Source organism: Clostridium sp. CTA-17 (assembly GCF_054767895.1).
In genome coordinates this window covers 200,003-213,429 of the sequence record NZ_BAAABF010000002.1, presented here as the reverse complement: position 1 = coordinate 213,429, position 13,427 = coordinate 200,003, and the positions used below count along the sequence as shown (strand labels likewise).

General features: G+C 26.1%; 13 protein-coding genes. 3 read left to right on the top strand and 10 right to left on the bottom strand.

What is annotated here, in order from left to right:
- Positions 1-119: 119 nt before the first annotated feature.
- Both ACYUCG_RS05265 and ACYUCG_RS05260 read right to left on the bottom strand, forming a co-directional pair.
- The gene (locus tag ACYUCG_RS05265; protein WP_265886224.1) at positions 120-740 is read right to left on the bottom strand and encodes a hypothetical protein; all 621 of its coding nucleotides are present in this window, start codon (positions 738-740) and stop codon (positions 120-122) included.
- Positions 718-999 carry a GIY-YIG nuclease family protein gene (locus tag ACYUCG_RS05260; protein ID WP_131440117.1) on the bottom strand — a complete coding sequence of 94 codons (282 nt, stop codon included), beginning with the start codon at positions 997-999 and terminating at the stop codon, positions 718-720. The genes ACYUCG_RS05265 and ACYUCG_RS05260 overlap by 23 nt, the downstream gene beginning before the upstream one ends.
- Positions 1,000-1,261: 262 nt before the next feature.
- Between ACYUCG_RS05260 and ACYUCG_RS05255 the strand changes: the two genes are divergently transcribed.
- Positions 1,262-3,322: a helix-turn-helix domain-containing protein gene (locus ACYUCG_RS05255; RefSeq protein WP_240298421.1), complete on the top strand. Its 2,061-nt coding sequence runs from the start codon at positions 1,262-1,264 to the stop codon at positions 3,320-3,322.
- A 662-nt stretch (positions 3,323-3,984) separates the two neighbouring features.
- Here the strand turns inward: ACYUCG_RS05255 and ACYUCG_RS05250 are convergent.
- The 8 genes from ACYUCG_RS05250 to ACYUCG_RS05215 all read right to left on the bottom strand — a co-directional run bounded on the left by ACYUCG_RS05250 (position 3,985) and on the right by ACYUCG_RS05215 (position 12,169).
- Positions 3,985-5,250 (bottom strand): helix-turn-helix domain-containing protein, encoded by a 1,266-nt coding sequence (locus ACYUCG_RS05250; protein WP_060796592.1) that lies wholly within the window; start codon positions 5,248-5,250, stop codon positions 3,985-3,987.
- 16 nt (positions 5,251-5,266) lie between these two features.
- Positions 5,267-6,568 (bottom strand): helix-turn-helix domain-containing protein, encoded by a 1,302-nt coding sequence (locus ACYUCG_RS05245; RefSeq protein ID WP_139933545.1) that lies wholly within the window; start codon positions 6,566-6,568, stop codon positions 5,267-5,269.
- Positions 6,569-6,864: 296 nt separating this feature from the next.
- A complete protein-coding gene (locus ACYUCG_RS05240; protein WP_181159615.1) occupies positions 6,865-7,026 on the bottom strand; it encodes a YtxH domain-containing protein in 162 nt (53 codons plus the stop codon).
- A 78-nt stretch (positions 7,027-7,104) separates the two neighbouring features.
- Positions 7,105-7,734: a ribonuclease H1 domain-containing protein gene (locus tag ACYUCG_RS05235; RefSeq protein WP_139933546.1), complete on the bottom strand. Its 630-nt coding sequence runs from the start codon at positions 7,732-7,734 to the stop codon at positions 7,105-7,107.
- Between the two features lie 14 nt (positions 7,735-7,748).
- The gene (locus ACYUCG_RS05230) at positions 7,749-8,720 is read right to left on the bottom strand and encodes a YkvA family protein (RefSeq protein WP_060796433.1); all 972 of its coding nucleotides are present in this window, start codon (positions 8,718-8,720) and stop codon (positions 7,749-7,751) included.
- A gap of 184 nt (positions 8,721-8,904) precedes the next feature.
- Positions 8,905-9,933 carry a rhomboid family intramembrane serine protease gene (locus ACYUCG_RS05225; RefSeq protein WP_421752436.1) on the bottom strand — a complete coding sequence of 343 codons (1,029 nt, stop codon included), beginning with the start codon at positions 9,931-9,933 and terminating at the stop codon, positions 8,905-8,907.
- Positions 9,934-9,950: 17 nt separating this feature from the next.
- Positions 9,951-11,750 carry an oligoendopeptidase F gene (gene pepF, locus ACYUCG_RS05220; protein WP_421752434.1) on the bottom strand — a complete coding sequence of 600 codons (1,800 nt, stop codon included), beginning with the start codon at positions 11,748-11,750 and terminating at the stop codon, positions 9,951-9,953.
- Between the two features lie 20 nt (positions 11,751-11,770).
- Positions 11,771-12,169: a DUF6762 family protein gene (locus ACYUCG_RS05215; RefSeq protein WP_283677763.1), complete on the bottom strand. Its 399-nt coding sequence runs from the start codon at positions 12,167-12,169 to the stop codon at positions 11,771-11,773.
- A 169-nt stretch (positions 12,170-12,338) separates the two neighbouring features.
- On the opposite strand from ACYUCG_RS05215, the gene ACYUCG_RS05210 reads away from it, so the two are divergent.
- Entirely contained in the window at positions 12,339-12,674 is a 336-nt protein-coding gene (locus ACYUCG_RS05210) for a hypothetical protein (RefSeq protein ID WP_283677764.1), read from the top strand.
- 73 nt (positions 12,675-12,747) lie between these two features.
- Positions 12,748-13,416 (top strand): metal ABC transporter ATP-binding protein, encoded by a 669-nt coding sequence (locus tag ACYUCG_RS05205; protein WP_060796438.1) that lies wholly within the window; start codon positions 12,748-12,750, stop codon positions 13,414-13,416.
- Positions 13,417-13,427 lie beyond the last annotated feature (11 nt).

The window sequence follows — 13,427 nt, the reverse complement described above, 5'->3', positions numbered from 1 at the left end:
TTAACCTTTTATCCACACTTAATTAATAATAAATCAATATTTTTTAGTATAAAAAATATGATGTACCAAAACTAAGACTTGTAACTTAGTTCTTTTGATACATCATACTCTTATTAACTCTATTTTCTTTTATTATTGTCACTCATAAAATCTGTTAAATCTTGAAATAATCTATTCTTTTTCCCCTTTAAAAACTTATTTAAAGATGGAGCTAAAATTATAGGGAATATACTTCCTGTTATTATATCTTTCATAGTGTCAAATAAACTTATTTGAGCAGTTAATCCAAAGGTTTGATCAGTAAAGAACTCCCACATTTCCCATACTGCTGTGCAAGCAATTCCAAATATCATGGCAAATACAGCTATAACTAAAGAATTTACATTATCAGTTTTGTAATTATTAAGATATAAAAATAACATGTACCCAAGTATAAAGGTTAATATTCCGGATACTGTATGTAAAAAAGTGTCCCAGTGTGGTATTGCATAAAAGTTATTTACCTTAGCTAAAAACATTGAAATAAATATAAAGCCTACAATTATAAAATTTAAAAATGGAGATAATTTTATTTTTGCAACTTTACATATAAGTCTAGGTAAAATTAAAGTTATAAAGGTTAACCCTGTTGAATATAATAAAATCAAATCTTTATTTAGTATTCCATAGATTAAATATCCTGCAAGTAAAATATAAAAAATAATCTCAAAATAAATATCATAGGTTAATTTCTTTTTCATAAATTTCCTCCTCAATACTTTTACTACTTATTAGTTGTAACTTCTGATTTCTTGTAAGTTTCTTTATATAATACTCTCTACTTTGAGCTTCTCTTTTATTCTCAAAAGATTCAAAATAAACAAGTTTTACTGGCCCTCTTCCTCTAGTATATTTAGCTCCACATCCATTATTATGTGCTTTTATTCTTTTTTCTAAATTATTAGTCCATCCAGTATATAAAGATTCATCTTTACATTTTAAAATATAAACATAATTCAAAGTAATCACCACTTTTAATATTAAATCATCCTATTATTTTTATCAACTGACCCTATAACATTATTTAACAAATTTTATTTTTAAAATTTATTAGGATATAATATTAATAAAAGCGAATTTATTTAAAATTACAGTAATTAATAGCTTATTAATATGAAAATCTTTTTAAGAATTAATTTTATTAAATAAATTCAACTAAATTTTATATAACAAATATTATTTAGAATTTAGTTTAATCCTATTATATAAAGGAGTTTTTTAAGTGAGAAAAGAATATGTTAATTTCCCTTCAGACATACCTGTAACCATATCTTATGTAAACATAAAAAACTACCCCTTGCATTGGCACGATGCAATAGAAATACTTTATGTTCTTAAAGGTAGTATAAAAGTAGATATAGATACTGACAGTTATGAAATACAAGAAGATGAAATTGAAATAGTAAACACAGAACAAACTCATAGAATTTATTCTAATAATGATAACAGAGTTTTAATATTTAAAATAGATCCACACTTTTTTGAAAAATATTATAGCGACATAGAAAATATGTTTTTCTATACTAACACCTCTGATGAAGGTGCTCAAAGTGATGAATCTTACGATAAACTTAGAGTATTTTTATCCATTATATTATGTGAAGAGGCTCAAAAAGTAGATGATTATGATAAATATATAGAAAAATCCCTAGTAGAGCTTTTATTCCACCTTTTAAATAATTTCCACTATCTTTTATATGATAATGATGAAATTCATGAGAATAATATGCTACTAGAAAGATACCATAGAATTTCTAAGTATATATATAATAACTACAATAAGAATATAACCTTAAAAGATATTGCTAATACTGAGTTTCTTAGTACACACTATCTTTCCCATGAAATAAAATATGCAACTGGACTAAGCTTTACAGACCTTCTAAACTTAACTAGAGTTGAAGAATCAGTAAAACTTCTTTTAGATACTGATAAGTCTTTATCTGAAATATCCTATGAAATAGGCTTTTCTCATACTCGCTATTTTAATAAACATTTTAAGGCCTATTACAATTGCACTCCTCTTCAATTTAGAAAAAAACATAAAATAAGTGAAGAGGAATATAATAAACAAAAAGAAATAACATACTATCCCTTAGCTGATAGTCTTGAAGAACTTTCTTATTACTTAGATGATTATCCAAGATTTAATTATGAAGATAAGATTCATAAGCTTACTTTTAATATGAATACTGAAGGCACTGAATTTAATAAGTACTTTAAAGAAGTTCTTAATGTAGGAGATGCCTTTGATTTATTATTAGAAGATAACCAAGATATTGTTGAAGATCTTCAAGATCATATAGGGTATAACTATATAAGACTTCTACATGTATTTTCATCAGATATGGGCATATTCCCTGGTTCAAAATTCTTTAACTGGACTAGAACCTTTGATATTTTTGAATATATATCTTCATTAGATTTAATCCCTTTAATAGTCCTAGATGATTCTGGATATTCTAATGATAATTTCTTAGATGTTATAAAATCCTTCATAGACTTTTTTAACGAAGTAGAAAGTTTTGAATTAACAGATTTAAAATTCCAATTTACCTCTACATTTAATGAGGAACTAAAAAATTCTTTAATTGAATTATTTGAATCTAAGGATTTAACTTTAGTAAATGAACTTTATACTCCAAACAATAAAATAGATTTAATATATGACACTGCTTATATGCTTCCATTTATAATTCATAATACTGTAAACTCAGGAAACAAATTAAACTTTATAAAAGCCTTTGATGCCTTAGACAGACAAATTGACATTACAAATGAAGTTTTCTTTGGCTATCCAGCAATGGTAAATGATAAAGGAATTAAAAAACCCTCTTATTATGCTTACTATTTTTTAAGCAAACTAGGAGACACCCTTCTTTATAAGGGAGATGGATATATACTAACTAAGTCAGAGGATGAATATCAACTTCTTGTATATACCTATAATGATGAAATTGATTCCCTTATAGATTTTAAAAACTTTACTAAGTTAAGAGGGGTTAAAGACTTGGTAGATAAAAAACTTTCCTTAAACTTACTTGATTTAGATAGCGATGTTAGAATAACTAAATACACCATAGGGGAGAACTTTGGCTCTTCATTTAATTACTGGCTTTCTATGGGAAAACCTAAGAGATTAAGAAAAGCAGAAAAGGATATATTATTCCAAGCTTCATATCCCAAAATAGAATTTAAGTACGCCAAAAAAAATACTATTTTAAATATACAAACAACTCTTCAAGGATATTGTGCAGAACTATTTATACTAAAAAAAGTTTAATATTGTATAATAACCATGAAAAAAGAGTACTTTTTTGCCTTTTTCAAATATTTTCCTTAAAAACTTTCCTTACATTTGTACATTTTTTTAAACATACATGCAAATTATTTTATCAAGGAAATAGGTATATAATATAAATATAGAAGAAAAGAGAAGATATGAAAGAAGGTATTTTTTATGGCAAGGCTAAAAAAGTTTTTTAGACCGATTAATTTAAATTGTTTTAATTGCAAATTAAGTTTTTTACAACAAACAATGGACTTATTTTATAGAGATTAAATATATATGAAAAGAGCTAGAATTTAACATTCTAGCTCTTCTTTCATTTTAAAATAAAATTAAGGAGTTCTATCAAATTAATTTTTTATACACTTTACAAACATTATGAAGAGAATATCTAGATAAGCTTTAGAATTTAAATTATTATGGAGAAGATATTACGTTAAAAAGCTGAGACTTTTAATTTCTTAGGAATACAATCTCACAAAGTTCGATTGCATAAGTTCAAGAATCCAAATTAAAAATTTGGACTTTCACTTAAGTTTCGAAGCTTTAGTAATATCTTCGTAATAATGATTATAAATTCTTAGCGAAATCTAGTAATTCTCGGAATATGTTTGTAAAGTGTATTACTAATTTTGATGTAACTCCTTAATTCTATATTAATATAAATTATCCACTTCTTTTATAGCAAAACTTAAATATTTTAAAGCTTCATTAGTATCATCTAAATAGTGATAAAGATCAGCCATTTCTAAATATCTTTCTCTTTTCTCTTCATATGTACCAAATTTAAGTAAAAGATCTGTTGCTAAATTCATATACATTTCCCATTGCATATCATTTCTCTCATTTTTACTTAATTCTGCTTTAAAATAATAACTTCTCTCTATAAAGAACATATTATTTTTATTTATTGCTAACTCTAGTGATAATTCACAATATTCCTTAACACTTTCTATACATCCATTGGCATTGTACACATTTATTATGAATAATAAAAGTTCTATGTACCCTATTTTATCTTCCTTATTAACCTTTTCTATAGATTCTTCAGTAAGCTTTTGGGCTTCTTCATATTTTCCGCATTTTAAGAAAGCATCAATAATAAGACTATTTATTCTTTTCCAGTTGTAAGAATTGCAATCTATCTTTTCTTTATAATAAGCATAATTTCTTTCAAACTCTTCATTATTTCCTTCTAGTAATGCTAAAATAGCTAAAATCCCTTGGGCTTCCCCTAAGCACTTACTATTAAGATTAATTCCTTCAATAGAGAAAATATCTTTTATTATTTCTCTACTTTTCTCTATATTACCAACTCTGTAATTACATATTGCTAAAGCTGTAGCATTTTTTATATAAAGCTCATTATTTTTTTCTATTCCATCTTTTAATAGGAAATCTAAAAGCATGTTATAATATGTTATTGCATCTGCAAAATTCTTTCTTACTGTAAAGTATAACGCTAAATCTTCATAATATATTCTTTTACTATCTCTATTGCTTTCATATATGTTTGAGTACTCATTTAATAAATCTTTTGCTTTTTTAAACTCTCTAATATTAGTATAGTTTATAAATAAAATATGCATAAGTTTTGCAGAAATTTCTTCGTATTCTTTACCTAAAGAATATTCTAAGTACTCTTTTATCTCATCAGCTTCACTTTCAGTTAAGACTTTTTTTTCAATATATTTATCAATAGAATTATTTAGTTGTGTTATATCATCACATAAAAGATACTCTAAATCTAAATCTAATCTTTTCGCAACTAATTCTAGCACCCATTTGTCTGCTTTTACTTTTCCATTCTCTATACAGCTCATTCTAGATATAGATATATCATCTTTACAAAGTTGCTTTAATGTTAAACCTTTATATATTCTAGCTCTTTTTATTTTCTCCCCAGTAGATAAAAAATCCATCACTCTCACCTATACCTTAACTTTTAATTACACCTAAATTTTTCAAGTTATTTATACCCTTGTCTAAGTATTTAGCCGCTTCATAATCTCTCTTAAGCTCTAAGTAAAATTTACCTAGTCTTATAGAAATATCTGCTTCTTTCTTTTTCATATCATTTCTCTTAGCAATTTCAAGTGTATCTAATAAAATATTTTCTGCTTCTTTTATATTGTTTTGTAAAACTTCTATTCTAAAAGTCAGAATCTTATATTCTATTAATCTATTAACATCACTTACATTTAATTTATTTTTTATTTCATTAAGAATTTCTATGCATTTACTTATATTTTTTGTTTTAATATGATTTTCACATAAATTAAATAAAGTATCTAAAAGTTTAGAATCAGTGTTTTCTTCTCTTATTTTCATAGCCCTATTATAATGTTCAAAGGACTCTTCTATATTGTCAAATTCAAAGAATAATTTTCCTAGAGAATCTTCTATTGAACTTATTTTATCTAATTGTTCTAACTCTTTATAAACGTTAAGACTTTGCTTTGAGTATGCTATTGCACTTTCTAAATCACCAACTTTAGCATGCTCTTCTGCTAGTAATTCCAAACTCTTAGCATAAGCTTTCTTATTGTAAACTTTTTCAAATTCGCTTTTTGCTAAAAATGCAAAATTTATTGCCTTTGGTAAATTTTCAATAAAGAAGTATGTTTTTGATATTAAATAATATATTTCTCCTAAAAGTAAATCTTCAGTTAATTTATTATTTATGTATATCTTTTCAGCTTCTTTTAAATATGAATTAGCTGAATAATATGCTTTTGAATGTAAGCTTATTTTTGCTATATTCAAGTATGTTTTTACCATATCTATATTACTGTTTATTTGTAAAAACAACATATTTGCAGATAAGAAATATTGTTGAGCTAAAACGTATTCTTCACTTTTTAAATACATCTCAGCTTTTAATGCTAAGTTTTTAGCTTTCCTATATATTAAGTCATACTTATCAGCATAATATATTGCATATTCTATAAATTTCTCACCCTTTTTTATATCATCATTTAAAATAGCACTTTCTGCTATTTGCTCGTAATATAAACATATCTTCTCAGCTTGTGTTTTTTCCGTTTCCATTAAATATTCAACAGAAGTATTTAATGTGATTGCAATATACTCTAAAAGGTCCATCGAAGGATTTGATCTTCCTGACTCTACTAAACTTATTTGTCCTGGTGTTATTCTCTCCCCCGCTAATTCTTTAAGAGTCATATTTAATTCTTTTCTTCTTCTTTTTATTTTTTCTCCCAATGATAATATTTCCATAGCTTAAATCATCCTCTTACTGTTATTATTTTAACATCCATAACCAATTAAATTATATCATAAATTTAGGTTTTAATGTCAATTATTCAGTATTTTTGTAAAAAAATCTATATGTTTGTGCATTTTTTAACATTTTTTAATTACATACTTTAATTTTAATAACTTATATCTTTATTTTTTTAATATATGTACTTATTCTTTAAAATTATTATATATTATAATCGAAAATTTCTCTACATAATAAAAAAATTTCTATATATATACAAAAAAGCAGCCTTAAGCTGCTTTTTTATAAGTTATTCCATCCATCCCATACTTTCGCCGGCTGCATCAATCATTCTTCTTGAAGCCTTTTTAATAGCTCTTTGAGTTTTTCTGTCTAAATTCGGAGTTACCATCATACCAACAGCTGCTCCAATAGCACCTATGGCTAAAGTAGTCATTAATTTATTTGCCATAATAATCACCTCTTTTAATAATGATTTCATATTTAGTTTGTCTCATTAAAACATTTTTATTAGAGGTAATTCATAGCATTAAAGACTTTCTAATGCTTTTTTGGCAAGTATATCTGCCCTATCATTGAACTTATTTCCGCTATGTCCTTTTATTTTTTTAAATCTAACCTTTATAACTTTAAATTTTTCTTGCATAAACTCATGATAATTTTGAGTTATTCTATTATTTCTTTTCCAAGTTCCTAAAGCCCAGCTCTCAATTCCCTGATAATCATAACAAAGAACTATATCCTTATATCCATTTTCTATGGCATATTCAATTGCCTTCATGGCTCCTTCAACTTCTCCTGATACATTTCTTAAAGCTATTGCTTCTTTATCATATCCAACACCATTGTCTTCATATAAAATCTCATCATTTTTTACTACTAAAAAGCCATAAGAATAATTTTCTTTATGAACCATAAAGCTACCATCTACGTAAATATAAATTAAATCATCCTTAACCTCTTCATTTCCTTTAACTTCCTCAAAGCTTCCTCCATTTTCATGAATAGCAATAAACTTTTCTGCTTCTTCCTTTGAAGTGAAACTTTTGTACTTAGCGCCTTTACAACCTATTACTTCTTTTTGACATTCTGGCCAAGTTTCAACAATCTTAGGAATCCCTGATTTTCCTTTTGCTATAGCATAATATTTTTTAGCCATTATTTCACTCCTTTTTAATTAGTTATTACATCTATGACTTCATATATATTATCTAAATTATTAGCACCTGTAAATCCACTAAAGAATTCTACAGTCTTTCTTAAAATAACTACAAATTCATTTTCTCCTTGCCAATTTTCTAATATAACATTTATGTCTACATCATTTATTATTCTATTTAAGGCAAAGAAAATTACACTTAAATCATCTAAAGCACCTACAAAAGGTATTTTATCTGGTAATATATCAAATGGACAAACTACATATCCTAAAGAGGCACCTACTACAGCCTTAGTCTTCATAGGAACTCTATTATCTTTTAAAAGTCTAAATATTAAAGCTACTATATCTGGTAAGAACATAATATAATCCTTATAATCTTTAGCTTTCTCTGGAATATGATTAACTACATACTCTCTGCTACTTGTGTACATGTCCTCAACTTTTTGTACATCAATGCTCATTATGTAATCATCTGTCTTTTCCTCTTCTTCAATATCATCTCTTACTTCTATTTCTAAAACAGGTTCTTTAATCTTTGAAAGCTCTACATCTATTTTTTCTAAGCCAATATTTAAAACCTCTCCTTGAATTTTCAATTCCTTAAAATTTAAATTTAAGAAAGGTATATTACCCAATATTGTTTTATAACCTACAAGTATTTTATCCTCTTTAACTAATATTCCCTGATTTTTAAAACCTTTTAAAGCTATTTTCAAACCTATTTTTCTAAAAGGCTTTAAAATTCCAACACTCATAAGTTTAGCTTTTGAAACCCCTACAACAAGATTATCTCCTTCTACTCCTAAAATATCCAAAGTTGCCTTAAATCCTAGAGCAAGAACCTTTTTGAATACTCCTTCCACTTCTATACCATTGTTTATTTTTAAGCTTTTTATTTCTAAACCTTTAATTTTTACAAAATCATTAATAAAGCTCATTAAGTCATCTGAATTTAATTTTATATCTACATTTGAAATTTGCAAAATACTTCTCCCCTTATTATTTAATAATTATCCATCTTTTAGTATATAGTATTTATTCTTAATTTTGAAGGTAAATTATATAATGAAGTTTTTATTATGAAATAAATAATATAAATTAAAATTCTCTTTAAACAAGATAAAAAAACTCCTCTGAACTTATTAAAACAGAGGAGTTTTTATTTTTTTATTTTCTTATTATTTTATAATTATGGAAGAAAAGGCCTAAAATAGCTCCTGCTATGAATCCGCCAAAATGAGCAGATATATCTATATTAGACATTGATAGACCGATAAATACATTTAACAATATAATAACTATTATATTAGTTACTAAACCTTTACCAATCCTATCCTTTTCATTATAAGCAAAAACTAAAGCTGCTCCTAAAAGCCCAAATATAGCTCCTGAAGCTCCAACTCCCATAACTGGTGAAAAGTATAAGCTAAATATACTTGCTACTATTCCAGAAACAAAATAGATAGCTAAATATTTTTTTGCTCCATAAACTCTTTCTATGAAATCCCCTAATATATATAAGGCATACATATTAAATAAAAGATGGACTATTCCACCATGCAAAAACATAGATGTTACTAATCTATAATATTCTCCATGGAATATTATTGCATTATTATGCTTAGCACCCATCCAATATAGAATTTGTGGATTTATCTCTATTATATTTCTGAAGAATCCAGCACCTAAAGCAGTAGCTACAATAAGACAAACTAGAAAAGCTAAAATATTTAAACCAATCAATACTCCTGTAACTTTTCCACATCTTAATCTTTTATACCAAGGAACCTTTGGTTCTTCTTTCTTTTTTAATAAAAATTCTAATATTTTTGCTAGAGGCTCAGAGCTCCTATCATTGCTTAAAACTTCTCTTTTCTGAACATCAACAATTATTCTATGACAATTCTCATCTATAGAAAAGTCTTCATCACTTTTTTCAGTACTATCATAGCTTTTATAAAGAATTATATTATGAAGAGAATATGACTTACCTAAACTTTTTAAATAATCTTCGGCAATTTTTAAATTTTCTTCCTCTTCATAAGACTTGGATATTATAACTGCATATTTTCCGTCATCTTTAACTGTCTTTAAAGCTATCCATAATTCTTTACCTTGTTCTCCTTTTAGGTCTTCTACATAAAAACCATAATTATTTATAAGTAAGTTGAAATAATCTTGCTCAAATTTACTCATTGCCTCTCCTCAATCTTCTAAATAATTTCTTCCAACATATCTAAAAGCTCATTAAATCTATCTAAGGTATCTTTAAGAGGCTTAGATGTTGTCATATCTACTCCAGCCATTTTTAATGTATCTATAGGATACATTGATCCTCCAGCCTTTAAGAAGCCTTTATATTTTTCAACAGCTTCTTCTCCTTTTGCAAGAATTGAATTTGCAAAGGAAGATGCAGCTGCATATCCTGTAGCATATTGATATACATAGAAATCAGAATAAAAATGAGGTATTCTAGCCCATTCTATAGATATTTCTTCATCTACCTTCATATCTTCACCAAAATATTTAATATTTATATCTTTCCACATCTTACATAAAACTTCTGATGTAAGAGATTCTCCATTTTCAATAGCTTCATGAGTTTTTATCTCAAATTCTGCAAACATTAATTGTCTAAAGACAGTTGTTCTTATTTGCTCTAGCTCTTGGTTTATTAGATATAATTTTTTATTTTTATCAGTTTCTTTATCTATTAAATGATGTATAAGTAAAATTTCATTTGTTGTTGAAGCAACCTCTGCACAGAAAAGACTATAATCTCCATAAATATAAGGTTGAGTCTTTCTAGTATAATAAGAATGTATTGAATGACCCATTTCATGAGCTAAAGTTGATGCATCATTTAACTCATAATTATAGTTTAATAATACATATGGCATAGTATCATAGGATCCCCATGAATAAGCTCCACTTCTCTTTCCTTTATTTTCATATACATCTATCCAACCTTCATTTATTCCTTCATTGAATATGTCTAAATATTCTTTTCCTAAAGGTTTTAATCCTTCTTCAACTAAACTTATGGCATCCTTATATTCTAAATGTTCTTTTTTACTTTCTATAACTGGAACATATAAATCATACATATGAATTTCATCTAAGTTAAGAAGTTTTTTCTTAATTCTAACATATCTATGAAGAGCCTCCATATTTTCATCTACAGTTTTTAAAGCATTATAGTAAACTTCTACTGGAATATTATTAGGTTTTAAAGAAGCCTCTAAAGAACTATTATATTTTCTTGTTTTACTTTCAAAAACAAAGTTTTTAATAGAACTTGATAAGCTTGTTGCTAAAGTATTTTCATACTTTTTGTATGTTCCAAATAAAAGTTTAAAGGCAGCTTCTCTTACCTTTCTATCTTTGCTCTTTATAAAAGAACTATAGTTTCCTTCAGTTAATTCTACTTTTGAACCATTTTCATCTACTATCTCTCCAAAAGTCATATCTGAATTAGTAAGCATTGAATATATGCTCTCTGGAGCTCCTAAACAATCTGATACAGAAGCTAAAACAGATTCAACTTCCTTTGATAATATATGAGGCTTTTCATTTAATATCATTTCAAAATATATTTTATATTGTTTTAAATCCTTATCCTCATTTATGAAATTTTCTATTGTTCCTTCTTTTAAGCTTAATATCTCTGGAACAAAGTATGCAGTATAGCTTGAAAACTCTGCTGAATATGGATCTATTTTATTTACTAAAGATTGCATTTCAGGATTAGATGTATCCTCATGACTTCTCATATGAGCATAAACATATAGTTTACCAAGTTTTCTACTTAATTTTTCATTTAATGCAAGAAAGGCTTTTAACTCTTCCTTATTTCCTAACTTGCCCTCAAAATCTTTTAATTTTGGAGCTTCCTCTTTTAACTTATTTAATTCCTCATTCCATTTAGCTGGAGTTTCATAAATCTTATCAATTCTCCACTTATCACTTTCTGGAATTTCATCTCTTCTTCTAAGCTTTTTAACCTCACTCATTTTAATTCTCCTTTCAAATATTATTTATAATCTTCTTCTTTACCCTTTATATCCTCAAAAACCTTTTTCATTTGCTTATCTATAATAGAGCAAACTTCATTTAAAACTGCTCTCATTTCTTCATGCTCATCATCAAATTTAAATTTGACTACCCAAGTTGGATTATATTCTTCATCAGACTCTTCTACTATATATCCTAATGAAGTAAGGGCCTCCACATTGAACAAATCATATATTGCTGAAAATTCCCATTCTAAAACATCCTTGTCTGTATCAAAAAAAAGACTTACATCTCCATCTACGCAATATAACTTTTTAACAAAATTAGTTCCTTCTAAAACTGAATAACTTCCTAACTCACCCTTTATAACTCCATTTTCTTTATCTTTTTCCATTATAACTAATGAAGAAAAATCCATCTTATATCATCCTTTCCTCTTTTACTATATATACTAATTATAAAATTTATATTTATATTTGCAAGTGCATATAACATATATAAATAAAGTCTTCCTCTTTACCTTTATTCAAATGTAAAATTATGGTAATATATTTTATGTAACATTAATATACTAGAGGTGATTTTTCATGAATAAATTTATGCTAAGAAGACTTATTTTAGGAGTATCCCTATTTTTTATTATTATATTTTCAAGTGCTTTTATTATTAATAAAATTTATATTAAGCAAAAATGTAAAGATTTATACTTTGCAACTGAATATTTAACAACAAGAGGAGATTTAGAAAATAGCCTTTTAACCATTAAAAATTTTGAATTATCATTTTTAGATAAGGATATTGCTATTGTAGAAATTAATGGAATTAGTTATGATAAGCCTCACCAATCTATTTCTTGCAAAGCTTATTTTGAAAAAAAGGAAAATTCAGTTTGGGACTTAAAAGAAATAGAAAAGCTAACTTAAAATGCAAATTATTTGCACTTGATTTAAAATCCATGTATAATTTATTTTAGAATTATACTAGGAGTGATACGATTTGATAAAGATAAATAATCTTTCCTTTTCCTACAGTGGTAAAAAACCCTATCAATTAAATGATATAAATTTAACTTTACCTGAAAATGAATTTATATCAATAGTAGGAGAAAATGGAAGTTCTAAAACTACTCTTTTAAAACTTCTTTTAGGATACTTAAAACCTATTAAGGGAAGCATCGAGATAAATTTAAATAGCGTTGGGTATGTTCCTCAAAAAGTTGATAACTTTAACTCCCAATTTTCCATTACAGTTTATGAAGTATTAAAAGTACATTTAAAAACATTAAAAATAAAGGATAAAGGCGAAATAGACAGGGTTCTTTCAGCTGTTAATATGTTAGAATTTAAGGATAGATTAATAGGTTCTCTTTCTGGTGGTCAGCAACAAAGAGTTTTTATTGCAAGGGCTTTAATAGGACACCCTAATATATTAATATTAGATGAACCTTCTACAGGAATAGATGAAAAGACTCAAAAAGATATATATGAACTTATTTATAAGTTAAATAAAGAGAAGGAAATGACTATTATATGTGTTGAACACAATATAAGAAAATCTCTTAAGTATTCATCATATATTCTTGAATTAAAAGATTCTAAAGCTACCTTATTTAAAAATAATGAATACTTAAAAAAACTAGATGAAATAAATAATGAATTTATATAGAAAGGGCTCTT

Excerpts from the sequence above, each read along its gene's own strand:
- ACYUCG_RS05265 (WP_265886224.1), bottom strand. The coding sequence starts at position 740 with ATGAAAAAGAAATTAACCTATGATATTTATTTTGAGATTATTTTTTAT.
- ACYUCG_RS05250 (WP_060796592.1), bottom strand. The coding sequence starts at position 5,250 with ATGGATTTTTTATCTACTGGGGAGAAAATAAAAAGAGCTAGAATATAT.
- ACYUCG_RS05245 (WP_139933545.1), bottom strand. The coding sequence starts at position 6,568 with ATGGAAATATTATCATTGGGAGAAAAAATAAAAAGAAGAAGAAAAGAA.
- ACYUCG_RS05240 (WP_181159615.1), bottom strand. The coding sequence starts at position 7,026 with ATGGCAAATAAATTAATGACTACTTTAGCCATAGGTGCTATTGGAGCA.
- ACYUCG_RS05235 (WP_139933546.1), bottom strand. The coding sequence starts at position 7,734 with ATGGCTAAAAAATATTATGCTATAGCAAAAGGAAAATCAGGGATTCCT.
- ACYUCG_RS05225 (WP_421752436.1), bottom strand. The coding sequence starts at position 9,933 with ATGAGTAAATTTGAGCAAGATTATTTCAACTTACTTATAAATAATTAT.
- pepF (WP_421752434.1), bottom strand. The coding sequence starts at position 11,750 with ATGAGTGAGGTTAAAAAGCTTAGAAGAAGAGATGAAATTCCAGAAAGT.
- ACYUCG_RS05215 (WP_283677763.1), bottom strand. The coding sequence starts at position 12,169 with ATGGATTTTTCTTCATTAGTTATAATGGAAAAAGATAAAGAAAATGGA.
- ACYUCG_RS05210 (WP_283677764.1), top strand. The coding sequence starts at position 12,339 with ATGAATAAATTTATGCTAAGAAGACTTATTTTAGGAGTATCCCTATTT.